Below are 22896 nucleotides of genomic sequence, written 5' to 3'. Positions count from 1 at the left end.
GCTCACGCCGGTCCGGGTCCCGCGCCGCGCTGTTTGTACAGGCTGATGGAGACCGTACGGTCGTCGGCGACCGTGGAGTCGACCTTGCCGGCGAGCGCGGAGAGCACCGTCCAGGCGAAGGTGTCGCGCTCGGGCGCCCGGCCGTCCGTGGTCGGGGCCGAGACCGTGACCTCCAGGGAGTCGTCGACGAGACGGAAGACGCAGCTCAGTACGGAGCCGGGAACGGCCTGCTGAAGCAGGATCGCGCAGGCCTCGTCGACCGCGATGCGCAGATCCTCGATCTCGTCGAGAGTGAAGTCCAAACGTGCCGCGAGGCCGGCCGTGGCCGTACGCAGCACTGACAGGTAGGCACCCGCGGCCGGCAGCCGGACTTCCACGAAGTCCTGATTCCCGGGCTCGCCTGCGATCTGGGACACCCTCACCTCCAAGGTGGCACAAGCTCTCTCGGGCCCCGGCGGAGGGGACGCCTCCGGGGCCATGCGGTACGTAATGCGGTGATCGTCCGTCGTCCACGCGATCGTGGTGCTCGGAAGGGCGACGCTATCGCGATCCATGGTGCCGTGTCGCCGGGACCCCTCCCGACAGGTGTCACTCATGGTAAGCATATGAGCACGGACAGTGGCTAGAGGTGTGCGGTGCCCAATTGCTGTGAACCGACGCCGGGTTGACGTACCCAGGCCGGAGACCGTCGAACCGTCCGGATCCTCCCGGCCTCCCGCGTCACACCAGTACGTTGTCCACAAAGCACCAGCGCCAGTCCTCGCCCGCCTCCAGGGTGCGCATCACCGGGTGCCCGGTCTCCTGGTGGTGGGCGGTCGCGTGCCGCATCGGCGAGGAGTCGCAGCAGCCCACATAGCCGCAGACGAGACACTGCCGCAGCTGTACGTAGTGGGTCCCGGCGTCCAGGCACCGCGGGCAGGTCTCCGTCAGCGGCGCGGGCTCGGGGCGCGGCAGTTCGGCAACGTGCGGGCACTCGCTCATGATTGCCAGGTTACGACGGTCCGGGTGTGAGGTGGCTGGGATGGACGCGTTGCCGCTGGTGGCACTGGTCGCCGGGAGCGCGGTGGTGGCCGGGGTCGCCCGCCGCACCCCGGTCCCGGCCCCGCTGCTCCTTGTGGCGGCGGGCCTTGCCGCCGCCTATGTGCCGGGCGTCCCGGACTACACGCTCGATCCGCACATCGTGCTGCCCCTGCTGCTGCCGCCCCTGCTGTACACGGCCGCCGTCGACAGCTCGTACCTCGATCTGCGGGCCAATCTGCGGCCCGTCGCGCTGCTCTCGGTCGGCTACGTCCTGTTCGCGACCGTGGCCGTGGGCTGGCTCGCCTATCTCGTGGTGCCCGATCTGCCGCTCACCGCCGCGCTGGTGCTCGGCGCGGTGGTCGCGCCGCCGGACGCGGTCGCGGCCACCGCCATCGCCCGCCGCCTCGGCCTGCCGAGCCGGATCACCACGATCCTTCAGGGCGAGTCGCTGGTGAACGACGCGACCGCGATCACCGCGTACAAGGTGGCGCTCGCGGCCGCGGTCGGGGAGGGGGCGACCTGGGCCGGCGGGGCAGGGGAGTTCGCCCTCGCCTCCCTCGGCGGGATCGGGATCGGGCTCGTCCTGATGGTGCCGATCCAGTGGCTGCGCACGCATCTGACGGAGGCGCTGCTCCAGAACACGCTCTCGCTGCTCATCCCGTTCGTGGCGTACGCGGCGGCCGAGCAGGTCGGGGCGTCCGGGGTGCTCGCGGTGGTGGTCGTCGCGCTGCATCTGGGCCACCGCTCCTGGCAGGTGGACTTCGCGACCCGGCTCCAGGAGGCGGCGGTCTGGAAGATGGTCGCCTTCGTCCTGGAGTCGTCGGTGTTCGCGCTGATCGGGCTCCAGCTGCCGGTGGTCCTCAAGGGGCTCGGCGAGTACCGGGTGGCGGAGGCGGTGCTGTACGCGACCGGGGTCTTCGCCGCGGTCGTCGCGATGCGGTTCGTCTGGGTCTTCCCCGCGACCTATCTGCCGAGGGCGCTCTCGGAGCGGATCCGCACGCGCGAGCCCGACACCGACTGGACGGCGCCGGTGATCGTGGGGTGGGCGGGGATGCGCGGGGTGGTCTCGCTCGCCATCGCCTTCTCGATCCCGCTGACCATGCACGACGGCAGCCCCTTCCCGGCCCGCAACCTGGTGCTCTTCCTGACGTTCACCACGGTCATCGCCACCCTGGTGGTGCAGGGGCTGACGCTGCCGCCGCTGATCCGGGCGCTCAAGCTGCCGGGCCGGGACGCGCGGGCCGAGACGCTGGCCGAGGCGCAGGCCCAGAACGAGGCCTCGCTGGCCGCCGAGCGCCGTCTGGACGAGCTCCTGGCCGACGAGGCCAACGCGCTGCCGCCGCCGCTGGCCGACCGGCTGCGCACGGTCCTGGAGCGGCGCCGCAACTCCGTGTGGGAGCGGCTCGGCGGGGTGAACGCGGTGACCGGCGAGTCGGCCGACACCACTTACCGCAGGCTGTCGCGGGAGATGATCGGCGCCGAGCGCGAGGTGTTCGTCCAGTTGCGGGACGCGCGCCGGATCGACGACGAGATGCTGCGGACGCTGCTGCGCAGACTCGATCTGGAGGAGGCGGCGGCGTACCGGGAGAGCGAGTCGTGACGACTAGAGCGGCTGCCCGGTGACGACGGCCGCGACCGCCGCCCCCTCGGGGAACGCGCCCTCCTCGGCGAGGGTCAGCAGCCCGTACAGCATTTTGGCGACATAGAGACGTTCCACGGGCAGCTGGTGGAGGGCCTCGAAGTCGTCCGCGAAGGCGTCGAGTTCGGGGGTGGTACGGGCGTACCCGCCGCAGTGGAAGCGCTCGTCCAGGGACCAGTTGTCCCCGGCCGCCCCGAAGGTCTGGCGTTGCAACTCGCGTATCTCGCGCGCGAGGAACCCGCCCCGCAGCACCGGGAACCCGAGGGCCCGCTGTCCCGGGGCGAGGCCGGCGGCGAGGCCGGCGAGGGTGCCGCCGGTGCCGCAGGCAACCGCCACCACGTCGGCGAGGCCGTGCAGTTCGCGCCCGAGGTCCGTGCACCCGCGCACGGCGTGGGAGTTGCTGCCGCCCTCCGGGACGACGTACGCGGCGCCGCCGAAGCGCTCGCGCAGCGCGGCCAGCACCTCCGGCTCGGCCTTGCGCCGGTAGGTCGCGCGGTCCACGAAGTGCAGTCGCATGCCGTCCGCCGCGCACCGGGCGAGCGACGGGTTGAGGGGCCGGTGCGCGAGCTCGTCGCCGCGGACCACGCCGACGGTGGGGAAGCCGAGGAGACGGCCCGCGGCGGCGGTGGCGCGCAGATGGTTGGAGTAGGCGCCGCCGAAGGTCAGCACCGGCCGCCCGGCCGCCTCGCGCAGGTTCAGCGCGAGCTTGCGCCATTTGTTGCCCGGCAGGGCCGGGTGGATGAGGTCGTCGCGCTTGAGCAGCAGGCGGACGCCGTGGCGGGTGAAGCGCTCGTCCTCGACCGGTTGCAGAGGCGAAGGGATGCGCGGCTGCAGGGCGGCGGTGAGGTCGAGCGCTTCTTCGGTCATCTGTCCATTGTGACCGGCGCCCTCACTTCAGGCGTTCCCGGATCCGCTCCCGCATCCGGTCCATGCCGAAGCCCCGCGGGTCGACCTTGCCGGGCTGCCACTCCTTGTGGCCGATCACCGACCGCTCGGTCCAGCCGCAGTGGCGGCAGACGGCCGCCGCGGCCTTCTCGATCGCCAGGAGCTGGGCCTCCGGCCAGGGGTCTTCACCGTCGCCCAGGTTCTCGCACTCGAACCCGTAGAAGCGCGCGTTGCCGTCGGTGTCGGCCTCGTCGCAGGGCGGCAGGCGTTTCTCGGCGATCACCGCGCGCAGGACGTCGCCGTCGCCCGCGCCCGCGTGGTTGGCGCGGCCGTTGCCGACCAGGTGGACCGTGCCGTCCTTGGTGATCACGCCGTGGCAGAGCGGGCCGGGCAGGCTGTCGTAGCCGTCGTAGCAGATGCGAACGGTGGCATCGGATCCCTGGGTGACGGTGTGATGGATCATCACGCCGTTGAGCGGGCCCCAGGCACCGTGCCCGGCCCGGTTGTGGGTGCGCCAGCCGTCGACCTCGACGACCCGGAGGCCTTCGGCGCGCAGGGCGGAGAGGAACTGGTCAGCCGACATGGGTGGGGCCATGGCCGACTCCTTCGATGAGCGGTACCCCGGATTGCGGTACCTGGTGCGGTTCAGGCGGAATATCCCCTACCGCTTGTACCGGAACTTCCGTACCGGGGCGATCTGTTCGGACAGCGTGCGAGCCGATCCGGACAGATCGCCCGATTACGGTCAGTCGTGGGCGAGCCAGAGGTCGGGGCCGAACACCTCGTAGTGGATGTCGGCGGCCGCGACCCCCTTGTCGAGGAGCTGGGTGCGCACCGCCCGCATGAAGGGCAGCGGACCGCACAGGTACGCGCGCGTACCCGACGGCACCGCGACCGAGGAGAGGTCCACCAGGCCCGTACGGCAGACGGGATGGCCGGATCCGGGCCGCTCGTACCAGAAGTGCGCCGCGGAGTCCGGGAGTTTGGCCGTCAGCGCCGCGTGGTCCTTGCGCAGGGCGTGGTCGGCGGGGGAGCGGTCGCCGTGCACCACGGTCACCGGGGCGCGGTGACCGGCGTCGGCCAGGTGCTCCAGCATCGACAGCATCGGGGTGCAGCCGATCCCCGCCGAGGCGAGCAGCAGCGGTGCCCCGCTGTCGTCGAGAACGAGATCGCCGTACGGGGCCGAGACGCGCAGCCGGTCGCCCACCTGCACGCGTGCGTGCAGGTGGAGGGAGACCTCTCCGTCGGGGCTCCCGCCCTCGCCCCGGACCCGCTTGACCGTGATCGAGCGGGTGGCGGAGCCGGGGGCGGAGCTGAGGCTGTACTGGCGTATCTGGCGGGCGCCGTCGGGGAGTTCGACCTGGACGGAGACGTACTGTCCGGGGCGGAAGCCGGGCGCCGGAGCGCCGTCGGCGGGCCGCAGCAGGAACGTGGCCACATCCGCCGTCTCCTCGACGCGGCCCTCGACGGCCCACTCGCGCCACACGTCCCCGGCGGCGACGCCCCGCTCGGCGTAGAGCCGGGCCTCGATGGCGATCAGGGCGTTCGCCATCAGCCAGTACACCTCGTCCCAGGCGGCGGCGACCTCGGGCGTGACGGCCTCGCCGAGCACCTCGACGATGGCGGCGAAGAGGTGCTCGTGGACCACGTCGTACTGCTCGGCCGTGATGCCCAGCGAGGCGTGCTTGTGGGCGATGCGGCCCAGCATCACGTCGGGGCGCTCGTCCGGATGGTCCAGGAGGTGGACCGCGAAGGCCGCGATGGACCCGGCGAGCGCCTGCCGCTGGACTCCGGCGGCCTGGTTGCCCCGGTTGAACAGGTCGCGCGTCAGCTCGGGGTGGGCCGCGAACAGCCGTGCGTAGAACCGCTCGGTGATGGCGGGCAGGGCCGCGCCGACGGCGGGCAGGGTGGCGCGTACGGTCGCGGCCGACTTCTCGGACAGCAAGGGGACTCCTCTTTAATTGGAATCTAAGACTCGAATTTTTGGCTGTGAAGCGGGACCCCCGGGCGGGGCGGCGGTGTCTCAGTCGCCCGTCCGGCGCCCGCCCGTGAGCCCGATGAGCAGCGGGCCCGTGGGCGAGGTGACGAGGTCGGTGACGGTGAGGGGGTCCAGGGAGGCGTAGAACGCCTCCTGGGCGCGGCGCAGCGCCCCGCGCAGCCGGCACGCCGAGTTCAGCGGGCACGGGACGGCCCCCTCGCACTCGACCACGTCCCCGGGCCCCTCCAGTTCGCGGACCAGGCCGCCGACCGACGCCCGGCGGCCCGCCGGAGTGAGCGCGAGCCCGCCGCCGCGACCGCGCCGCGCCTCGACCAGGCCGAGGTGCTGGAGCCTGGCGACCACCTTCGCGGTGTGCGTATAGGGCACCCGCATGGTCTCGGCCACCTCGCGGGTGGTGGGCGGGGCTTCCCGGTCGCCCTCGTCGGCGACGGCCAGGCGCATCAGTACGCGAAGTGCCAGGTCCGTGAATCTCGTCAGCCGCATGGCGTCAGCCTAGATAACTTGCATATGGCGTGCAAATTTATGGCCGGAACCGCAGGTTGCCCCGGGGGGAGAGCGCAACCTGCCCCGCCGAACACCGTTCTAGTCCCACTCATTTGTGTAATGGCGCGCGCACGGTCCGTGCTGGAAGGCTGCTCGCGCAGGTCAGCTCATGATCGGAAGATCGAGAGGGATACACATGTCGGTCGAGGCAGGGCCCGAGAACCGCGCGCAGCAGAGTCTTGGTACCGCAGCCGCGCGGAATCTGGCGACCACCACCAAGTCCGCCCCGCAGATGCAGGAGATCACCTCGCGGTGGCTGCTGCGGATGCTGCCATGGGTCCAGGTGCAGGGCGGTACGTACCGGGTCAACCGGCGACTGAGCTACTCGGTCGGTGACGGGAAGATCACCTTCATGCAGACCGGCGAGCGGGTGGCCGTCATCCCGGCCGAGCTGGGGGAGCTGCCCGCGCTGCGCGGGTTCGAGGACGAGTCCGCGCTGACCGAGCTGGCGAACCGGTGCGTGCAGCGCGACTTCGCCGCCGGGGAGGTCCTGGCCGCCGAGGGCGACCCGGTGGACACCGTCTACCTGCTGGCCCGCGGCCGCGTGGAGCAGATCGGCACGGGGCCGTACGGGGACGAGGCGGTGCTCGGGGTCCTGGCGGACGGGGCGCACCTGGGCGAGCAGGCGCTGATCTCCGGAGAGGCCGTCTGGGACGCCACGGCCCGCGCCGCCACGGCCTGTACGGTCCTGGTTCTGTCCCGGTCGGACGTGCTCAACCTCGCGGAGCGGGCGACCTCGCTCGGCGAGCACCTCGCGGCGGTCGCGCTCGTGCCCAGCCAGCGCACCAACAAGTACGGCGAGGCGGCGATCGACCTGGCGTCCGGCCACGTCGGCGAGCCGGTCATCCCGCACACGTACGTGGACTACGAGGGTGCGCCCCGCGAGTACGAACTGTCCGTCGCGCAGACGGTCCTGAAGGTCCACAGCAGGGTCGCGGACCTCTACAACCAGCCCATGAACCAGACCGAGCAGCAGTTGCGGCTCACCGTGGAGGCGCTGCGCGAGCGCCAGGAGGACGAACTCATCAACAACCGTGAGTTCGGTCTGCTCAGCAACTGCGACTACGGCCAGCGCCTCCAGCCCCACGACGGGGCGCCCACCCCCGACGACATGGACGAACTGCTCTCCCGGCGCCGGGGCAGCAAGCTCTTTCTCGCCCACCCGCGTGCCATCGCCGCCTTCGGGCGCGAGTGCAACAAGCGCGGTCTGGTCCCGGAGAGCGTGGAGATCGGCGGCAACCGCATCCCGACCTGGCGCGGTGTGCCGATCTTCCCGTGCAACAAGATCCCGGTCACCGATGCCCGTACGACCTCGATCATCTGCATGCGTACCGGCGAGGCAGAGCAGGGCGTCATCGGGCTCCAGCAGAGCGGCATCCCGGACGAGATCGAGCCGAGCCTGTCGGTGCGGTTCATGGGCATCGACGAGCAGGCGATCATCTCCTACCTCGTCACCGCCTACTACTCGGCCGCGATCCTGGTGCCGGACGCCCTCGGCGTCCTGGAGAACGTGGAAGTGAGCCGCTGGCGCTGATCCGCAGGGACCCCGCGCGGGCGGTCGGCGGCACGGGAGGTCCGCCGGCCGTCCGCCCGGAAACCGCGTACCGCACGCGGCGCGTGAACGCGCGTACCGGCCACGGCGTATGGAACACCACGTATCGAACACGGCGAGAGGAATGTCGAGTTGGTCATGGGGGAAGCCGTCGAGGGGCGCGAGGCCGTGGATCTGCTGGAGCGGACCCGGGCGGCGGTCAATCCGTGGCTGCGGGACACCGTGGAGTCGTTGCCCGGCTCGATGCGGCGGGTCGCGATGTACCACTTCGGCTGGGAGCACGCGGACGGCACACCGGCCGCCGGGCAGGCGGGCAAGGCGATCCGGCCCGCGCTCGTGCTCGCGGCCGCCGGGGCGCTCGGCGGCGATCCCGAGGACGCGCTGCGGGCCGCGGCCGCCGTGGAGCTCGTCCACAACTTCACGCTGCTGCACGACGACGTGATCGACGAGGACGCCACCCGGCACCACCGGCCCACCGCGTGGACGGTGTTCGGCACCCCGGACGCGATCATCGTCGGGGACGCGATGCTGGCGCTGGCACTGCGGCTGCTCGCCGAGGACGGCCACCCGGCGGCCCCGGCCGCCTCGGCCCGGCTCGCGGCCTGTGTCATCGAGCTCTGCGCCGGGCAGCAGGCCGACTGCGCCTTCGAGCAGCGCGGCCCCCAGGAGGTGTCCCTGGACGAGTGCCTGGACATGGCGATGGCCAAGACCGGGGCGCTGCTGGGGTGCGCCTGCTCGCTGGGGGCGCTGTACGCGGGGGCGGGGCCCGAGGAGGTGGCCGCGCTCGACGCGTTCGGCCGCGAGGCCGGGCTCGCCTTCCAGCTCATCGACGATCTGATCGGCATCTGGGGCGACCCCGGCCGTACCGGCAAACCCGCCGGCGCCGATCTCGCCTCGCACAAGAAGTCGCTGCCGGTGGTGGCCGCCCTGACATCGGGCACCCCGGCGGCGGCCGAACTCGCCGAGCTGTACCGGGGCCCGATGGGGGCCGCCGCGGTGCGGCGGGCGGCGGGGGCGGTGGACCGGGCGGGCGGCCGCGACTGGGCGCAGATCCACGCGGCCGACCGGATGGCCCGGGCGGTGGACCAGCTGTCCCGGGCGGTCCCGGACCTCGCGGCGGCGGGAGATCTGCTGGCCCTGGCGGAGTTCGTGACCCGGCGCTCCCGCTGACCGGCCCGAGGGGGGATGGGGCGAGGGTCTGTCCGGTGGGTCTGGTCGTCCCGGCCCGGAGTGCGGTCTCGGTGCTGGTGAGCGGGGGTCTGGTGCTTCCCCAAGCTCTCCACTTCGTTCGAGCGGGGGAGACCCCGATGCCGCGAGGCGGAGGAGGGCGACGCGGCGGAGCCATGGCAACCGAGACAACGCCGCTGGGGGTCCCCCCTGGCCCTCAAGGCATTGGGGGAGGGCGTGCCAGCCCCCGCGTGCCGACCAGATCCCCCAGACAGGCCCTGGGGGTCCCGGGGCTGCCTCCGGGGCCCCCTCGTGCCCTGACTCGGGGAGAGCCAACTCTAGGATCGTTCCGATCAGTTGAGGATGAACGGAACGCGACAAGGGCGGCCGACATGGGTACGGGACCGGGCACGGGCATACGGCGGGTCGAGCCGGACGACGAGAAGGCCGTGGAGACGGCGGTGCGCCTCCTCGACGAGGCGTTCCAGGACGACCCGGTGAGCAGCTGGGTCTTCCCTGACCCGGCGCACCGCCGCGAGGTGCACCGCCACCTCATGCGCGCCTTCCTGGAGATCTCGCTCGCCGAGGGGCACGCCGACCTCACCGAGGACGGCACGGCGACGGCCCTGTGGATCGACGTCCCGGCCGAGCCGGAGGAGGACGGCGAGGACGGCGAGGAGGACGGCCCGGCGCAGCTGCGCGCCGCCGTCGACCCGGAGAACGAGCGCGTCGAGCTGATCGGACGGCTCACCGGCGCAGTCCATCCGCACGGCCGGGCGCACGCGTATCTGCTGCTGATCGCGGTCGCCCCGGACCGCCAGGGCCAGGGAGCGGGGGCCGCGCTGATCGCGCCCGTTCTGGAGCGGTGCGACCGGGAGGGCCTGCCCGCCTATCTGGAGGCGAGCAGCGCACGCAGCTCGCTGCTGTACGAGCGGCTCGGCTTCGCGCACCTCGGTGAGCCGCTGCGGCTGCCGGACGGCCCGCTGATGTACCCGATGTGGCGTGAGCCGCGGGGCTGAACGATTCTCCACCGTACGGGGACCGGGGCCGGGGCTCAGCTCCCGAGCACCCGGTCCACGACCATCTGCACCAGCCGCTCGGCCGTGTCGTCGCCGAGCACGCCCGGCAGGGTGAGGTGCTCGACCAGCAGACCGGTCATGGCGAAGTAGAGCAGCCGTACCGTGTCCGCGTCGCCCGGCAGCCCGGCGTCCAGATGGAACGCGATGTTCGCGTCCAGGTCGGCGCGGATGGCGCCGGTCAGCGCCTCCCTCAGCTCAGGCCTGCGGGTGGCCTCAAGACGGAGCTCCAGCAGCGCGAGATAGCCGGTGCGTTCCTTGACGATCCGCCGCAGCAGCCAGTGCATCAGCGAGGCGACCAGCTCCCGCGAGGGCTCGGGCCGCATCGCCTCGCTCACCTCGGCCGGATCCGGTGTCATCCGTACGTGGATGTGCCGACCGGCCTGGGTGAACAGGTCGTCCCTGCTGGTGAAGTAGTTGGACGCGGTGCCGGGCGGCACCTTGGCCTCGGCGTCGACGGCGCGGAAGGTCAGCCCGCGTGCTCCCTCGCGCGCCAGCACCTCGATCGCCGCGTCCACGAGAGCGGTTCTGCGTTCCGGGTTCCTGACCATCCGAGCTCCTCCTGCTTCGTCGAAGGCCCGCGGCCTTCTTCGAAAGTCCGCGACCAAAGGCCTTGCGCAACCACTACACGCGAAGTACTTTACGTGAAGTGGTTGATCGACCGGCCACCCCCCGAGCCGAAGAGGCCAGTTTGCGCAAGCTTTCGTACTACATCGCCCTCACCCTCGACGGCTTCATCGCCGCCCCGGACGGGTCGTACGACTTCTATCCGCTGAGCGAGGAGTTCGTCGGCTTCCTGGCCGCCGACTTCCCCGAGACCCTGCCGACCGCCGCCCGCCGGGCCCTGGGCGTCGACGAGGCGCCCAACCGGCGGTACGACACCGTGGTGATGGGCAGGGGGACGTACGACCCCGCCTTCAAGGAAGGCATCACCAGCCCGTACGCCCATCTGCGCCAGATCGTCTTCTCGCGCAGCCTCGGCGAGTCCCCGGACCCGGCCGTCGAGGTCGTCTCGGGCGACCCGGTGCCGTACGTCCGCGCACTCAAGCAGGAGGAGGGCGCCGACATCTATCTGTGCGGCGGCGCCGACCTCGCCGGGCAGCTCATCGACGAGATCGACGAGCTCGTGATCAAGAGCTATCCGGTCGTGGCGGGCGCCGGAATCCCCTTGTTCCGGGCGGAGTTCACGCCCCGCTCCTTTGTGCCGACGGACAGCCGTTCCTTCGAAAACGGTACAGTCGTGACCACTTACACAAGGAAGCGCTAACTCCCATTTCGGTCACACCCTGTGACGAACAGCAGGTTGCGCCGCTAATCTCCCGCCCATGACCACACAGTCCTGGGCGGGCTGGTACCGAGACCGCCATGGATCCGAAGCGCTGACGATCACCGCCGACGGGACCCAACTGCACACCCGTATCCGGGGAGTCGACTTCGCCGGAGCCGGGTTCGACTCGCTCGGCCCGGTGCCCGGCATACCGACGGGGGGCTCGTTCGCGCTCGACGGCGGCACCTTGTTCGACTTCGTCCTGGAATGGGACATGCCGGTACCGGTCGCCTCCGACGACGGCGCGGTCCACCACGCCACCCTGAGCTGCCTGCTCTCCCTCAAGCCGCCCGAGCCCGATCTGGGGCTCGCGCTGCACCTGGGGGGAGCGGTGTACGCCTCGGGGAGCGCCGAGGTCGACTTCGCGTCGGTCCTCGACGACATCCGCCGCCAACTCCCTTACGGGGCCCACCTCCAGCCGTCCGTCCTCGAAAGCATCTGACCCGGGCGCGGCCGTCCGTACCGAGACCAGGTACGGACGGCCGCTTTCTTCTTCGGGCTTCCGTCAGAAAGCCGTCAAAAAACCGCAGTTGGCGCTCCCCACGGCCGCATTGTTCTACTACTGTGCGAACAATGAAGGTTTCGATGAACCGTGCCCGGTACCGCCTGGTGGCCGTCGCCGTGCTGCCGTTCCTGCTGGCGCTCGCCGTCGACCTGCTCCTCTTCGCCGCCCTGCGCGACCGGCTGCCGACGCGCCTGGCCACCCACTTCAGCGGCGGAGGCACCGCCGACGGCTATGCGGACCGGGGCGCGTACGTGGTGGTGAACCTCGGTCTCGCGGTCGGGCTCGCCGCCGTCTGGGCGGTCATCGCGGCCACCGCCGACCTCGCGCTGCGCGGGGCGCGCTGGATGATCGGCGCCGGGTACGCGACGGCGGGCCTGACCGGCTATCTGATGGCGGCCGCGCTGTACGCCAACCTCGACGCCGCCGACGGCAGCGAGGTCCGGCTGCCGCTGTGGCAGCTCGCGGCGGGCCTCGCGGTGGCCGCGCTCGCCGCGGGCGCCGGGGCGCAGCTGCTGCGGCTCCTCGACCTCCCCGCGGTCGTGCCACCCCCCGGCCCCGGCACGGTCGAGCGGCTCGACCTCGCGGAGGGCGAGGTGGCGGGCTGGGCCAGACGCGCCCCGTCGCGGACGCTGTGCGCGGTCGGCGTGGCGCTGCTCGTCTTCGGTGGCGCGCTGACGTACGTGTACGGCTGGGGGCGCGCCGCCGCGCCTCTGGCGTGCGGGCTGCTCATCCTCGCCTGCTCCTGCCCGTACGTGACGGTGGACCGGCACGGCCTGACCACCCGCCCGACGGTGCTGCCCTGGCCCCGGGTGCGGATACCGCTGGCGGAGGTGGACCGGGCGGTGAGCCGGGAGGTGAAGGCGCTCTCGGAGTACGGGGGGTGGGGCTATCGGGTGCGCCCCGGGCGCTCGGGCCTGATCCTGCGCTCGGGTGAGGCGATCGTGGTGCGGCGCGCGAGCGGGCGCGAGTTCGCCGTGACGGTGTCCGACTCCGCGACGGCCGCGGCCCTGCTCAACACACTGGCCGAGCGGGCGGCGGTGCGCTGATGCTGTTCCGGGTGGACCCGGCGTCCGCGGTGGCGCTGGGCGACCAGATCGCCGCGTCGGTGCGCCGCGCGATCGCCGACGGCACGGTGGAGCCGGGCGAGCGCCTGCCCGCCGCCCGCGTCCTCGCCGACTCGCTGGGCGTCAACGTCCACACGGTCCTGCGCGGCTACCAGCGCCTGCGCGAGGAGGGCCTGATCGAGCTGCGGCGGGGCCGGGGCGCGGTGGTGGTCGGGGCGACCTCGTCCCGCGCCCGGGCCGGGCTGCTCGTGCGGGTACGCGAACTGGTGGAGGAGGCACGGCGGTTGGGCCTGACGGAGGACGAGCTGGTGGACCTGGTCCGCACGGGCCTCCACTGACCTGTTGCCTCAGTACGTCTGCAGCTCCACCAGATTGCCGTCGGGGTCGTGCAGATGGGCGGCCCGCATGGTCGGCCCCCACTGCGGCCGGTCCTGCGCCGGGGCGACCACGGTGGCGCCGGCTGAGGTGCAGAGCTCGACCCCGGCGTCCAGCGCCCCGGGCCCGTCCACACGAATGACGACGGACGCCCCCACGGGCACGTTCTCCTCCCCGACGGCCGCGGCCATCGCGGCCCGGGAGAACAACGCGAACGCGGTACGCCCCTCACAGTCGTCCCAACTCGCATACCCCGACCCCTCGGTCCCCCGCGCCAGCGAGCACCCGCTCAGCTTGGGCAGCACGGCCGCGTAGAAGCGGAAGGTCGACTCGTAACGTTCCACCAGGAGCCGGGTGTACGGAGGTTCAAGAGGTGCCATGGCCCCGAATTTACCCCGTCTGGCGGACCGAGGCGCCGGTGATCTCGCCGTTGCGCACGGTGTACGTACCCGTGTAGCTGCGCGTACTGCCGTCCCGCTGACGGGCGTTGATGTCCACGGAGACGGTGTCGCCCCGGACGGACAGGACGGTGACGTCGGCCCGCCGGGTGTCGGCGAAGCCCGCGGCGTAGTCGGAGTAGCTGGTGGTGAGGTTCTTGCCGCCGAGGCTCCACGCGGTCTCGTAGTCACCCCTGTTGAGAGCGTCGTAGTAGGCCGTGATCGTGCCCTGGGGGCCCGGGGCGGTGGACGGGCCGGTGGTGTCGGTGGTCGGCCCGGCGGCCATGGTCGGTTCGTCCGTGGCCGGTTCGTCCGTGGTCGTCGGGAACGCCGTGTCCGGGTATCCGGGGGTCGCCGTCGCCGTGTCCGCAGCGATGCCCGGGGCCGGGAGGTAGGGCGGCGACGCGGGGCCGGCGCCTCCGGTGTCGCGCGCCAGCGCCCAGATGCCGGTGCCCGCCGCCGCGCACAGCACCACCGCCACGAACACCACGATCAGCATGTGCCGCAGACCGTCGTCCGGGGGCGGCTGCCCGGACCCCCCGTCGCCCGCGGTGGCCGTCGGGCCCTGCACCCAGCGCTGTGCTTCCGCGTCCCAGTAGCTCATGTCACCCGCGCTTCTCAGCCAGTCAGTTGGACGATGGTCTCGACGACGGCCGCGGCCGAGGCGAGCCCCGCGGCGGCCGTCGCGCCGAGGGTCAGCCGGTCGCGCAGCCACTGGAGCCGGTCGCGCCGCACCTGACCGGTACCGGCCATCGCCTCGTCGAGCTCGCTCAGCCCGGCGTCCAGCTCGGCGATCTCCGGTGTCGGCCGGAGCATGCCGAGGTGCTCGCGCAACGTCCGTACGGCAGCGACGAGTTCGGGAGGCGCGTCGAGGAGCTGTGCCGAGGCGTCCACGGCCCGGGCGTCCTCGCCCGCCGCGGCCGCGCCGCCCGTCATCACCCCGATGCCGATGCCGCCGGGGACGCCGGTGGGGACGCCGGTGGGCGGGGCCGCACCCGCGTACGGGGGCGGCGGCGTCCCCGTACGCCGCGAGCGGTCCTCGGCGGACGCGCGGGGCCCGGCCGCCGCCGCGCCGCCGGTCATCACACCGATGGAGATGCCACCGGACGGCGAACCCCCGGCGTCCCTTTCCCCGTCCGGTGTCTCCGGCGTCTCCCGGCCTTCCTCGTCCACCGCCATCACTTCCCGCCTTCCGTGTGCGACGCCGACGACCGGTCCCCCGTCGCGACGGCGCCCCCGCTCATCGCTCCGATGAACACCCCGCCCCCGCTCACGTTGACGATCTGCTGCTCGAAGTCGCCCGTCTCGTAGTCCTTCGCCCGCAGGGCCTCGCGCACCCCGCCGGCGATCCGGTCCTGCACCGTCCGTACGTACCGCTTGACGTCCATGTCCTGGAACACCGACAGATCGTCCGTGCTCCCCAACTCCCGCACCGACGTGGCCGGTCCGTCCGGCAGGGCGTGCCGGGGGTTCGCCAGCCAGGTGCGGAACTCGGCGACGGCCGTGCTGATCAGGGACGTCGTCGCGGCGAAGTTCGCGGTAGGCGCCGCGAGCAGACCGCGGACCGTGTCCCGCAGGACATCGCCCTCGCCGCGCGCCTCGATCACGTCGACGGCCCGGAACTCCAGCCGTACGGGGGTGAGGACGTGCGGCACCACCTCCAGGACCAGCATCCCGCCCTGGGTGTGGACGCGCACCAGCACCGAGACCACGACCTGCTCGTCCCACGTCCCGATCCGGATGCGCAGGAAGTGCCGGCGCGCCTCGCCGCCCTCGCCCACGGCCTCGTCCAGGTGCCGCCGGACCGTCGGCCGGTCGTAGGCGACCATCCAGCGGGCCACCCCGGTCGGCAGATAGACGAACTCGTCCACTTCGAGCGCGCGCAGCCGGTCGCGGCTGGTGGCCGCGGCCGAGGTGCGCAGGGACTCCAGCTGCGGCTTGATGAGGTCGATGACCTCGCGTCCGGTGAGCGGCCCGGCCTCGGGCGCCGCGCCCCTGCGCCGTTTCAGCTCCATCACCAGCGACCACTGCTCGTCGTACGGCCGCCCGGCGCCGATGAACGGCCGGAACGGGTCGTAGATCGTGAGCGAGGCGTGCTGCTCGCGGTCGATGGCCTCGGCGATCCGCCGGTAGCGGTACGGCAGCGCCGGGCGGGGGCACCGGGCGAACGACCGGCCGCCCAGCTCCTTGCGCATCACGGCGGTGACATGGGCGCGGTACGCCCAGACGGGGAGGACGAGCAGCAGCGGGAACACCACGCCCGTCCAGCCGTCGGCGCCGCTGAAGAGCGTGTACAGCGCGCCCGCCCAATAGACGACCGCCACCACGAACGGCATCAGCGGCAGCAGCATCCGCAGCCGACCGCGGGTGGCCTGCCTGACCATGGTGCGGTCGAGGGTGAACACCGCGAGGCCGAGCCCGGACCCGGCGCGCACGCTCCCGAAGACGAGGCAGACGACGGCGTACGCCAGCCAGCCGGGGACGGGGAACACCGTCTCCGAACCGATCCCGGCCACCCCGAGCCCGATGAACACACCCCACAGGCACAGCAGTGCGAGCGCGGTCTCCGCCTCCCGGCGGCGTGCGCGCAGCGCGTGCGCCAGTACGGGCAGCGCGTCGATGCCGAGCGAGAGGGCGATCGGGCGCTCCTCGTGCTGGACGAGTTCCTCGATCACCCGGCGGCGGAAGTCGCTGTCGAAGTAGACGCCCGCGCACAGCAGCCGCGTGGCCTCCCCGTCGCCGTGCTCCGGTCCCGTCGCTGTCATTGAGCCCCCTGCCCCGAGTCGGTGGGTGCGACGCTCGCGCCACTTGGGCGCCGGGCGTCCCTCCCGGACCACCACCAGCGAGGGTGGACCCTAGCGGCGGCGGCCGTACGGGTCTTGGAGAAAATTCACCTTGCGAACACGATGTTCGCGGTGACGGTGTTCGCACGCCTGAAGTCTTCCCTTGGCGTTCCCCCTCAGAGGGGCAGAGGGGCAGAGGGGCAGAGGGTCAGAGGGGCAGAGGGTCAGAGGGTGAGGGCACCTTCCACCCGGCGGGCCTGCAGCATCCGGCCGGGTGTGGTGTCGGCCAGGGCACGGAACTCGCGGTTGAGGTGGGCCTGGTCGTAGAAGCCGCAGACGGCGGACGTCTCGGCCAGCGTGGCACCGCCGCGGGCGAGCATCCGTACGGCGCGGTCGAAGCGCAGCACCCGGCCGTACGTCTTGGGGGTGAGCCCGATCTGCTCGGTGAAGCGGCGTGTCAAGTACCCCTTGCTCCAGCCGACTTCGTCGCTCAACCGGGCGACCGGGATCGTCCCGGCGGTACGGGCGAGCAGCCGGTAGGCGTGGCCGACCTCCGGCGCGGGGTCCGGGCCGCGGCCGAGCCGGTCCAGCAGCACGCCGTCCAGCAGGTCGAACCGTTCGGCCCAGTCGCGGGTGGTCGCCAGCCGCTCCACCAGCAGCTCGGCGCCGGGGCCCAGGATGTGGTGGAGTTCGACCACGTGCTGGGCCAACTGGCCCAGGGGCAGGGCGAACAGGCGGTACGCGCCCAATGGCGTCAGCTCCAGCCGGATCGCCTCCTGGCCGCCGTGGTGCCCGCACAGCGTGGGACTGTCCTCAAGCCCCACGACCAGCGAGCCGATCCGCCCGCTGCCCGTACCGGGCGCCCCGATCCGGCGCACCTGGGCGAACGGCTCGGCGAGGTTGATCACCACGACGGCCCGCCCGGTCGGCACGACCCGCACCTCGTACGGTGAGAGCCCCGAGTCCCAGTACCCGGCGTAACTGCGCAGGAAGGGCCGAAGCCCCGGATGCCAGGCCCGGGTGACCCGCCACAGCCCCCCGGCCCGGGCGACGTCGACCCCGGCCCGGGCGACGGTCCCCCCACGCACGACGTGGAGCCCCAAGAGTCCTCCCCCCTGTCCTCCCCCCTGTCCGGCCCCTGTCCGGCCCCTGTCCGGCCCGTGTCCGGCCCGTGTCCGGCCCCTGTCCGGCCCGTGTCCGGCCCCTGTCCGGCCCGTGTCCGGCCCGGTCCCCCGCATGGTCACCCGGGAGCGCGGCCGTCGGATTCTGCGTGCCCACTCCTTCATATTCATACCCGGCCGGGACGGGCTTCGGCCCGGCTCGGGGAGGCGATCGCGTTCGAGCACCGGATGCGGGAGCTCCCGGTCAAGCGCGTGCCTCGGCCTCGTCCAGCAGGAGGCAGAGCAGGCCGGCCAGGCTGCCGCTGCTGACGATCTCCCGGCGGTCGGTCATTCCCCGGATCTGCGAGATCGGGATCCACTCGACCCGGTCCGGTTCGTTCGCTTCTGTCGGCGGGCCCGCGTACGTGGCGCCGTCGGCGCGGAGGACGTGGTGCTCGGAGTCGGTGATGCCGTTCGCGGCTGCGCGTACACCAGCGGCTTCATGGCCTCGACCCGCCAGCCGGTCTCCTCCTCGACCTCCCGGGCCGCGGCCCGCTCCGGGGTCTCGTCGGTCTCGATGAGCCCCATGGGCAGTTCCCAGCCCCAGATGTCCGTGATGAACCGGTGCCGCCACATCGTCAGCACGCGCTTGCGGTCGTCGACCACGGCCGCCACCGCCAGGTGCCGCATGCGTACGACATGGGGCTCCAACGGCGCCCGTCGGGCTGCTGGACCTCCACGAGCCACAGGTTGACCCACGGGCCGCTGTAGATCTGCCGCTCACCCTGGACGGTCCACCGCATGGGCCCAACTCCCGCTCACCGACGGGGCTTCCAGCATGTCACTCGGACGAGAAAAGCCGACAGCACCCGGCTCCGCGCGGATGCCGGGTGCTGTCGTGTGCTGCTGCCGGAAGGGCGAAGGGGCGTTACGCCTTCTTCGTCTCCCAGAAGATGCGGTCGATCTCGGCGATGAGTTCGAGCGCCTTCTCGCCGGTCTTCGGGTCCGTCGACGCCTTGGCGGCCGAGAGGGCCTTCAGGGTGTCGTTGACCAGCTGGTGCAGCTGGGGGTACTTCTCGAAGTGCGGGGGCTTGAAGTAGTCGCTCCAGAGCACCGAGACGTGGTGCTTGGCGAGCTCCGCGCGCTGCTCCTTGATGACCACGGCACGCGCACGGAAGTGCGGGTCCTCGTTGGCCTGGAACTTCTCCTGGACGGCCTTGACCGACTCGGCCTCGATACGGGCCTGGGCCGGGTCGTACACGCCGCAGGGCAGGTCGCAGTGGGCGCTGACCTTCACCTTGGGGGCAAACAGGCGGGAAAGCATTGAGCTGTCCTTCCTCGTGATCGTCTTCTCAGGTGGGACATTACTCGGTGGGAGACCCGTTTTCGCGAGTGCCCCCGGGGGCTTAGGACAAAAGTCCAGGGTCACCATGGGACTCGTGGCGGAACGTACCGTGGGTGTGGACCGGGTACCGGGAGGTGGGTGGCGGATGACGGATCAGGGGCGGGAGCCGAGGGTGCCGTTGGGGATCGCGGAGGTGACGGGGACCTCCATGGTGCCGACGCTGCTCCACGGCGATCAGCTGCTGGTGCACTACGGGACCGAACTCCGGGCGGGTGACATCGCGGTGCTGCGGCATCCGCTCCAGCAGGATCTGCTCATCGTCAAGCGGCTGATCGAGCTGCGCGAGGGCGGGTGGTGGGTGCTCGGCGACAACCCCGACGACGAGGTCGTCGACAGCCGGGCTTTCGGGACCGTGCCGTGCGAGCTGGTGCTCGGGCGGGTGCGCGCCCGCTACCGGCCGCTGATGCCCGGGCGTCAGCGCTCGCCCGGGGCGCTGCTCTCCTGGGCGGTCTCGGCGGTGCGGCCGGTGTTCGCGGACCGGTCGGTCTCCAGGCGCTTGCGCGCGCGGTAGGCGGCCACGTTCGCCCGGGTCGCGCACCGGTCCGAGCAGTAGCGCCGGGAGCGGTTGGTGGAGGTGTCCAGGTAGGCGTTGCGGCACGGCGCCGCCTGGCAGAGGCCGAGGCGGTCGACGCCGTACTCGGTGAGGTGGAAGGCCAGGCCCATCGACGCGAGCGCCGCGTAGCCCGCGGTCGCGTTCGAGGTGTGGTCGGCCAGGTGCATGTGCCACAGCGGGCTGTCGTCCTCGTCCCGGTGGTCGTGCCCGGAGATCTGCGGGCTGACCGGGAACTCCAGCAGGAGCGAGTTCAGCAGGTCCACCGCCGAGACCTCCTCGCCCGCGTCCGCCGCCTCGAACACCGCACGCAGCCTCGCCCGGACCGCCCGCAGCCGGGGTACGTCCGCGTCGGTCGCCCGGCGGGCCGTGGTGGACTCGGAGCCGAAGAGCTCCCGGATCACCTCGACCGACGTGAGGGCATCCTTGTTACGGGCCGGCTCCTCGGTGTTGACCAGGCGCACGGCATAGTCCGAGTAATAGGCCAGTTCCACGTGTGATCCTTACGGCGACAGTAACGGCTGGGCGCTGTCCGAGGGTATTACGCGGGGGGCCTCGACGGGGACGGAACCCCGGTACGCCGAAAGGGGCGGTACGGGCTCCTCGGCCCGTACCGCCCCTGTCCGTACTCCTGCCGCCGCGGCGCCTACAGCACCTTCGACAGGAACGACTTCGTCCGGTCGTGCTGCGGGTTGGTCAGAACGTCGCGCGGGTGGCCGGACTCGACCACCACACCGCCGTCCATGAAGACCAGCGAGTCGCCGACCTCGCGCGCGAAGCCCATCTCGTGGGTGACCACGATCATGGTCATACCGTCCTCGGCCAGGCCGCGCATGACGTCCAGGACGTCACCGACCAGCTCCGGGTCGAGCGCGGACGTCGGCTCGTCGAAGAGCATCAGCTTCGGCTCCATGGCCAGCGCGCGGGCGATCGCCACACGCTGCTGCTGGCCGCCGGAGAGCTGCGAGGGGTAGTTCTTCGCCTTGTCGGCCAGGCCGACCCGGTCGAGCAGCTTCTGCGCGCGCTCGCGCACCACCGCCTTGGACTCGCCCCTGACCTGGATCGGCGCCTCCATGACGTTCTCCATGGCCGTCATGTGCGGGAACAGGTTGAAGCGCTGGAAGACCATGCCGATGTCGCGGCGCTTGACCGCGACCTCGCTGTCCTTCAGCTCGTAGAGCTTGTCGCCCTTCTGGCGGTAGCCGACGAGCTCGCCGTCCACGTACAGCCGGCCGGCGTTGATCTTCTCCAGGTGGTTGATGCACCGCAGGAAGGTCGACTTGCCGGAGCCGGACGGGCCGATCAGGCAGAACACCTCGCCCTCGGCCACCTCCAGGTCGATGCCCTTGAGGACCTCGGTCGCGCCGAAGGACTTGTGCACGCCTTCGGACTTCACCATGGCGGTCATCGGGTCACCGCCTTGGGGGTACGACGGAGCAGGGCCAGATTGGCCTTGATCCGCTGGAACGGGGTGGGCGGGAGCGCACGGCTGGCGCCGCGGGCGTAGTAGCGCTCCAGGTAGTACTGGCCGATCGAGAAGATCGTCGTCAGGATCAGGTACCAGGTGGCCGCGAGGAACAGCATCTCCACCGAGGCACCGGACGTCTGGCCGATGTCCTGGGCCTCGCGCAGCAGCTCGTAGAACTGCACCGCCGAGACCAGCGAGGTGGTCTTCAGCATGTTGATGACCTCGTTGCCCGTGGGCGGCACGATCACGCGCATCGCCTGCGGGATCACGATCCGGCGCAGCGTCTTGGAGTGGCTCATGCCGAGCGCGTGGGACGCCTCGGTCTGGCCCTCGTCGACCGCGAGCAGACCGGCCCGGCAGATCTCCGCCATGTACGCGGCCTCGTTGAGGCCGAGCCCGAGCAGCGCCGTGAGCAGCGGCGTCATGAACGAGGACCAGTAGTCCTTGTAGATCGGGCCGAGGTTGATGTACTCGAAGACCAGGCCCAGGTTGAACCAGACCATCAGCTGGACCAGGACCGGGGTGCCCCGGAAGAACCAGATGTAGAACCAGGCGATGGACGAGGTCACCGGGTTCTTCGACAGCCGCATCACGGCGAGCATGATGCCGCCCGCGATGCCGATCGCCATGGAGAGGATGGTCAGCAGCAGGGTCTGGCCGACGCCGTGGATGATCCGGTCGTCGAAGAAGTAGTCGGGGATCGCACCCCAGTTGATCTTGCCTTGGCTGAACGCGTAGATGATCGCGACGAGCAGGCCGATCGCGATCACGGCGGAGACGTACCGGCCGTAGTGGCGGACCGGGATCGCTTTGATGCTCTCCGGAGCGGCGGGGGGCGGGGTGTCCGCCGGCTCCGTCTTGTTGACGTCAACAGTCACGGGTGTTGCCTTTCAGAAGCCTTCAGCCCCTCCGCCCGGGGACGGGGCGGAGGGAGCCTGGAGCGGGGAGGATCAGACGCCGCCGTTGACCTTGGCTTCCTTCACGGCGCCGGCTTCGACGCCCCACTTCGCGATGATCTTGTCGTAGTCACCGCTCTTGATGATCGCGTCGAGCGCCTCCTTGAGGGCGTCGCGCAGCTGGGTGTTGTCCTTGGAGACCGCGATGCCGTACGGAGCGGCCTCGACCTGCTCGCCGACGATCTGGAAGTCCTTGCCGCCGCCCGAGGTCTTCACCGCGTACGCGGCGACCGGGAAGTCCGAGGAGCCGGCGTCGGCGCCGCCGGAGCGCAGCCGCGTCTGGGCCTGCTGGTCGGTGTCGAAGGCCTCGATCGAGATCTTGCCCTTGTCGCCGCACTTCTCGGACTGCTTCTTGGCGAGGTCCTCGGAGACCGTGCCGCGCTGCACCACGATCTTCTTGCCGCAGAGGTCGTCCCAGGTCTTGATTCCCTGGTCCTTCCCCTTCGGAGTGTAGATCGAGACGCCGGCCGTGAAGTAGTCCACGAAGTCGGCGCCCTCGCCGACCTTCTTCTTGGTCTCCGAGTCGATGCCGTTCTGGCGGTCCTTGGTGTCCGTCATGGCCGACATGGCCATGTCGTACCGCTTGGCGCGCAGGCCGGTGACCAGGGTGTCGAAGGTGCCGTTCTCGAACTGGAACTTCACGCCCAGCTGCTTGCCCAGGGCATCGGCCACATCCGGGTCGATACCGGCGGTCTTGCCGTCCTTGTCCTTGAATTCGACAGGGGCGTACGCGATGTCCGAGCCGACCTTGATGACGCCCTTGTCCTGAATGGTCTTGGGCAGCTTCGAGAAGAGCGGGGCGTTGCTGGTGCCTGCCGAGCTGGCGCCGCCGTCCTTGTCCTTGCTCTTCGTCTGGTCTCCGCAGCCGGTCAGCAGCAGGGCACCGGCGACCGCGATCGCGCCGACCGCGGCAATCCGGGACGAGGCGGCGGTCGTACGACGGGTGGTGCTTGCGGTCATGGTCGGGTTCCTCCGGCGGGTGATGGAGTGGCCAGTGAGTGAACAGTGGGCCGTGGTGCCCGTCCTTGGGCGACACGACCGTGTT

26 protein-coding genes and 1 pseudogene are annotated in these 22896 nt (G+C 71.5%); 9 read left to right on the top strand and 18 right to left on the bottom strand.

From position 1 onward, the window contains the following. Positions 1–2: 2 nt before the first annotated feature. Together ACFWA7_RS17935 and ACFWA7_RS17930 are read right to left on the bottom strand one after the other, a co-directional pair. Positions 3–416, bottom strand: coding sequence for an anti-sigma regulatory factor (locus ACFWA7_RS17935; RefSeq protein ID WP_003966375.1), 414 nt, complete (start codon positions 414–416; stop codon positions 3–5). A gap of 304 nt (positions 417–720) precedes the next feature. After that, complete coding sequence (locus ACFWA7_RS17930; protein ID WP_385534134.1) at positions 721–981, bottom strand: UBP-type zinc finger domain-containing protein; 261 nt, start codon at positions 979–981, stop codon at positions 721–723. Between the two features lie 40 nt (positions 982–1021). Here ACFWA7_RS17930 and ACFWA7_RS17925 point away from each other — a divergent pair, with 40 nt between their 5' ends. Beyond that, on the top strand, positions 1022–2620 hold the full coding sequence (locus tag ACFWA7_RS17925) for a Na+/H+ antiporter (RefSeq protein ID WP_385534136.1): 1599 nt from the start codon (positions 1022–1024) through the stop codon (positions 2618–2620). Between the two features lie 3 nt (positions 2621–2623). Here the strand turns inward: ACFWA7_RS17925 and ACFWA7_RS17920 are convergent, their stop codons facing one another. From ACFWA7_RS17920 to ACFWA7_RS17905, 4 genes are all read right to left on the bottom strand, one after another. After that, positions 2624–3526, bottom strand: a complete 903-nt coding sequence (locus tag ACFWA7_RS17920) for a 1-aminocyclopropane-1-carboxylate deaminase/D-cysteine desulfhydrase (RefSeq protein WP_385823802.1) — start codon at positions 3524–3526, stop codon at positions 2624–2626. A 22-nt stretch (positions 3527–3548) separates the two neighbouring features. After that, on the bottom strand, positions 3549–4139 hold the full coding sequence (locus tag ACFWA7_RS17915; RefSeq protein WP_385534142.1) for an N-acetylmuramoyl-L-alanine amidase: 591 nt from the start codon (positions 4137–4139) through the stop codon (positions 3549–3551). Between the two features lie 150 nt (positions 4140–4289). Further along, positions 4290–5489: a globin domain-containing protein gene (locus tag ACFWA7_RS17910; RefSeq protein ID WP_385823801.1), complete on the bottom strand. Its 1200-nt coding sequence runs from the start codon at positions 5487–5489 to the stop codon at positions 4290–4292. Between the two features lie 78 nt (positions 5490–5567). Further along, positions 5568–6026: an RrF2 family transcriptional regulator gene (locus ACFWA7_RS17905; protein WP_385534148.1), complete on the bottom strand. Its 459-nt coding sequence runs from the start codon at positions 6024–6026 to the stop codon at positions 5568–5570. 196 nt (positions 6027–6222) lie between these two features. Between ACFWA7_RS17905 and ACFWA7_RS17900 the strand changes: the two genes are divergently transcribed. The 3 genes from ACFWA7_RS17900 to ACFWA7_RS17890 all read left to right on the top strand — a co-directional run bounded on the left by ACFWA7_RS17900 (position 6223) and on the right by ACFWA7_RS17890 (position 9824). After that, positions 6223–7620 (top strand): family 2B encapsulin nanocompartment shell protein, encoded by a 1398-nt coding sequence (locus tag ACFWA7_RS17900; protein ID WP_385534151.1) that lies wholly within the window; start codon positions 6223–6225, stop codon positions 7618–7620. 156 nt (positions 7621–7776) lie between these two features. Further along, on the top strand, positions 7777–8808 hold the full coding sequence (locus ACFWA7_RS17895) for a family 2 encapsulin nanocompartment cargo protein polyprenyl transferase (protein ID WP_385534154.1): 1032 nt from the start codon (positions 7777–7779) through the stop codon (positions 8806–8808). A gap of 389 nt (positions 8809–9197) precedes the next feature. After that, a complete protein-coding gene (locus tag ACFWA7_RS17890) occupies positions 9198–9824 on the top strand; it encodes a GNAT family N-acetyltransferase (RefSeq protein WP_385534157.1) in 627 nt (208 codons plus the stop codon). Positions 9825–9859: 35 nt separating this feature from the next. On the opposite strand, the gene ACFWA7_RS17885 is transcribed toward ACFWA7_RS17890, so the two are convergent. Continuing rightward, complete coding sequence (locus tag ACFWA7_RS17885) at positions 9860–10432, bottom strand: TetR/AcrR family transcriptional regulator (RefSeq protein ID WP_385823799.1); 573 nt, start codon at positions 10430–10432, stop codon at positions 9860–9862. A gap of 140 nt (positions 10433–10572) precedes the next feature. Between ACFWA7_RS17885 and ACFWA7_RS17880 the strand changes: the two genes are divergently transcribed. The 4 genes from ACFWA7_RS17880 (at position 10573) to ACFWA7_RS17865 (ending at position 13115) form a co-directional block, all read left to right on the top strand. Then, entirely contained in the window at positions 10573–11148 is a 576-nt protein-coding gene (locus ACFWA7_RS17880) for a dihydrofolate reductase family protein (RefSeq protein WP_385823797.1), read from the top strand. 58 nt (positions 11149–11206) lie between these two features. Further along, positions 11207–11650 (top strand): DUF6304 family protein, encoded by a 444-nt coding sequence (locus tag ACFWA7_RS17875; RefSeq protein ID WP_385823795.1) that lies wholly within the window; start codon positions 11207–11209, stop codon positions 11648–11650. Positions 11651–11793: 143 nt separating this feature from the next. After that, complete coding sequence (locus ACFWA7_RS17870) at positions 11794–12759, top strand: DUF1648 domain-containing protein (RefSeq protein ID WP_385534168.1); 966 nt, start codon at positions 11794–11796, stop codon at positions 12757–12759. Then, positions 12759–13115 carry a GntR family transcriptional regulator gene (locus tag ACFWA7_RS17865; protein WP_385534171.1) on the top strand — a complete coding sequence of 119 codons (357 nt, stop codon included), beginning with the start codon at positions 12759–12761 and terminating at the stop codon, positions 13113–13115. Before ACFWA7_RS17870 ends, ACFWA7_RS17865 begins: the two co-directional genes overlap by 1 nt. Before the next feature lie 9 nt (positions 13116–13124). On the opposite strand, the gene ACFWA7_RS17860 is transcribed toward ACFWA7_RS17865, so the two are convergent. From ACFWA7_RS17860 to sodN, 7 genes and pseudogenes are all read right to left on the bottom strand, one after another. After that, the gene (locus ACFWA7_RS17860) at positions 13125–13532 is read right to left on the bottom strand and encodes a VOC family protein (RefSeq protein ID WP_385823793.1); all 408 of its coding nucleotides are present in this window, start codon (positions 13530–13532) and stop codon (positions 13125–13127) included. Positions 13533–13542: 10 nt separating this feature from the next. Continuing rightward, a complete protein-coding gene (locus ACFWA7_RS17855) occupies positions 13543–14193 on the bottom strand; it encodes a hypothetical protein (protein WP_385534176.1) in 651 nt (216 codons plus the stop codon). Between the two features lie 14 nt (positions 14194–14207). Next, positions 14208–14768: a hypothetical protein gene (locus ACFWA7_RS17850; protein WP_385823790.1), complete on the bottom strand. Its 561-nt coding sequence runs from the start codon at positions 14766–14768 to the stop codon at positions 14208–14210. Then, on the bottom strand, positions 14768–16354 hold the full coding sequence (locus tag ACFWA7_RS17845) for a hypothetical protein (RefSeq protein WP_385823788.1): 1587 nt from the start codon (positions 16352–16354) through the stop codon (positions 14768–14770). Before ACFWA7_RS17845 ends, ACFWA7_RS17850 begins: the two co-directional genes overlap by 1 nt. A gap of 242 nt (positions 16355–16596) precedes the next feature. Next, complete coding sequence (locus ACFWA7_RS17840) at positions 16597–17475, bottom strand: helix-turn-helix domain-containing protein (protein ID WP_385823786.1); 879 nt, start codon at positions 17473–17475, stop codon at positions 16597–16599. 262 nt (positions 17476–17737) lie between these two features. Beyond that, a pseudogene (locus ACFWA7_RS17835) lies at positions 17738–18275 on the bottom strand (NUDIX hydrolase). A gap of 125 nt (positions 18276–18400) precedes the next feature. Beyond that, a complete protein-coding gene (gene sodN, locus ACFWA7_RS17830; protein WP_067163856.1) occupies positions 18401–18796 on the bottom strand; it encodes a superoxide dismutase, Ni in 396 nt (131 codons plus the stop codon). A gap of 166 nt (positions 18797–18962) precedes the next feature. Between sodN and sodX the strand changes: the two genes are divergently transcribed. Continuing rightward, on the top strand, positions 18963–19388 hold the full coding sequence (gene sodX, locus ACFWA7_RS17825; RefSeq protein ID WP_385823784.1) for a nickel-type superoxide dismutase maturation protease: 426 nt from the start codon (positions 18963–18965) through the stop codon (positions 19386–19388). Here the strand turns inward: sodX and ACFWA7_RS17820 are convergent. From ACFWA7_RS17820 to ACFWA7_RS17805, 4 genes are all read right to left on the bottom strand, one after another. Beyond that, the gene (locus ACFWA7_RS17820) at positions 19292–19921 is read right to left on the bottom strand and encodes a CGNR zinc finger domain-containing protein (protein ID WP_385534191.1); all 630 of its coding nucleotides are present in this window, start codon (positions 19919–19921) and stop codon (positions 19292–19294) included. The two genes, sodX and ACFWA7_RS17820, sit on opposite strands and share 97 nt — an antisense overlap. A 152-nt stretch (positions 19922–20073) precedes the next feature. Further along, positions 20074–20835, bottom strand: a complete 762-nt coding sequence (locus tag ACFWA7_RS17815; protein WP_385534194.1) for an amino acid ABC transporter ATP-binding protein — start codon at positions 20833–20835, stop codon at positions 20074–20076. Continuing rightward, entirely contained in the window at positions 20832–21773 is a 942-nt protein-coding gene (locus tag ACFWA7_RS17810; protein WP_385534196.1) for an amino acid ABC transporter permease, read from the bottom strand. Before ACFWA7_RS17810 ends, ACFWA7_RS17815 begins: the two co-directional genes overlap by 4 nt. Positions 21774–21845: 72 nt before the next feature. Continuing rightward, a complete protein-coding gene (locus ACFWA7_RS17805; RefSeq protein WP_385534199.1) occupies positions 21846–22811 on the bottom strand; it encodes an ABC transporter substrate-binding protein in 966 nt (321 codons plus the stop codon). Positions 22812–22896 lie beyond the last annotated feature (85 nt).

It is taken from the genome of Streptomyces sp. NPDC059994 (genome assembly GCF_042737755.1).
Lineage (GTDB): Bacteria > Actinomycetota > Actinomycetes > Streptomycetales > Streptomycetaceae > Streptomyces.
Note: the sequence above shows the minus strand (reverse complement) of the source record. Positions and strands in the feature narration are given on the sequence as shown.

What these genes read in the sequence shown, in the direction of transcription:
- ACFWA7_RS17930 (WP_385534134.1), bottom strand. Translation starts at nt 981, where the DNA reads ATGAGCGAGTGCCCGCACGTTGCCGAACTGCCGCGCCCCGAGCCCGCG.
- ACFWA7_RS17925 (WP_385534136.1), top strand. Translation starts at nt 1,022, where the DNA reads ATGGACGCGTTGCCGCTGGTGGCACTGGTCGCCGGGAGCGCGGTGGTG.
- ACFWA7_RS17920 (WP_385823802.1), bottom strand. Translation starts at nt 3,526, where the DNA reads ATGACCGAAGAAGCGCTCGACCTCACCGCCGCCCTGCAGCCGCGCATC.
- ACFWA7_RS17915 (WP_385534142.1), bottom strand. Translation starts at nt 4,139, where the DNA reads ATGGCCCCACCCATGTCGGCTGACCAGTTCCTCTCCGCCCTGCGCGCC.
- ACFWA7_RS17905 (WP_385534148.1), bottom strand. Translation starts at nt 6,026, where the DNA reads ATGCGGCTGACGAGATTCACGGACCTGGCACTTCGCGTACTGATGCGC.
- ACFWA7_RS17900 (WP_385534151.1), top strand. Translation starts at nt 6,223, where the DNA reads ATGTCGGTCGAGGCAGGGCCCGAGAACCGCGCGCAGCAGAGTCTTGGT.
- ACFWA7_RS17895 (WP_385534154.1), top strand. Translation starts at nt 7,777, where the DNA reads ATGGGGGAAGCCGTCGAGGGGCGCGAGGCCGTGGATCTGCTGGAGCGG.
- ACFWA7_RS17890 (WP_385534157.1), top strand. Translation starts at nt 9,198, where the DNA reads ATGGGTACGGGACCGGGCACGGGCATACGGCGGGTCGAGCCGGACGAC.
- ACFWA7_RS17885 (WP_385823799.1), bottom strand. Translation starts at nt 10,432, where the DNA reads ATGGTCAGGAACCCGGAACGCAGAACCGCTCTCGTGGACGCGGCGATC.
- ACFWA7_RS17875 (WP_385823795.1), top strand. Translation starts at nt 11,207, where the DNA reads ATGACCACACAGTCCTGGGCGGGCTGGTACCGAGACCGCCATGGATCC.
- ACFWA7_RS17870 (WP_385534168.1), top strand. Translation starts at nt 11,794, where the DNA reads ATGAACCGTGCCCGGTACCGCCTGGTGGCCGTCGCCGTGCTGCCGTTC.
- ACFWA7_RS17865 (WP_385534171.1), top strand. Translation starts at nt 12,759, where the DNA reads ATGCTGTTCCGGGTGGACCCGGCGTCCGCGGTGGCGCTGGGCGACCAG.
- ACFWA7_RS17860 (WP_385823793.1), bottom strand. Translation starts at nt 13,532, where the DNA reads ATGGCACCTCTTGAACCTCCGTACACCCGGCTCCTGGTGGAACGTTAC.
- ACFWA7_RS17855 (WP_385534176.1), bottom strand. Translation starts at nt 14,193, where the DNA reads ATGAGCTACTGGGACGCGGAAGCACAGCGCTGGGTGCAGGGCCCGACG.
- ACFWA7_RS17850 (WP_385823790.1), bottom strand. Translation starts at nt 14,768, where the DNA reads ATGGCGGTGGACGAGGAAGGCCGGGAGACGCCGGAGACACCGGACGGG.
- ACFWA7_RS17845 (WP_385823788.1), bottom strand. Translation starts at nt 16,354, where the DNA reads ATGACAGCGACGGGACCGGAGCACGGCGACGGGGAGGCCACGCGGCTG.
- sodN (WP_067163856.1), bottom strand. Translation starts at nt 18,796, where the DNA reads ATGCTTTCCCGCCTGTTTGCCCCCAAGGTGAAGGTCAGCGCCCACTGC.
- sodX (WP_385823784.1), top strand. Translation starts at nt 18,963, where the DNA reads ATGACGGATCAGGGGCGGGAGCCGAGGGTGCCGTTGGGGATCGCGGAG.
- ACFWA7_RS17815 (WP_385534194.1), bottom strand. Translation starts at nt 20,835, where the DNA reads ATGACCGCCATGGTGAAGTCCGAAGGCGTGCACAAGTCCTTCGGCGCG.
- ACFWA7_RS17805 (WP_385534199.1), bottom strand. Translation starts at nt 22,811, where the DNA reads ATGACCGCAAGCACCACCCGTCGTACGACCGCCGCCTCGTCCCGGATT.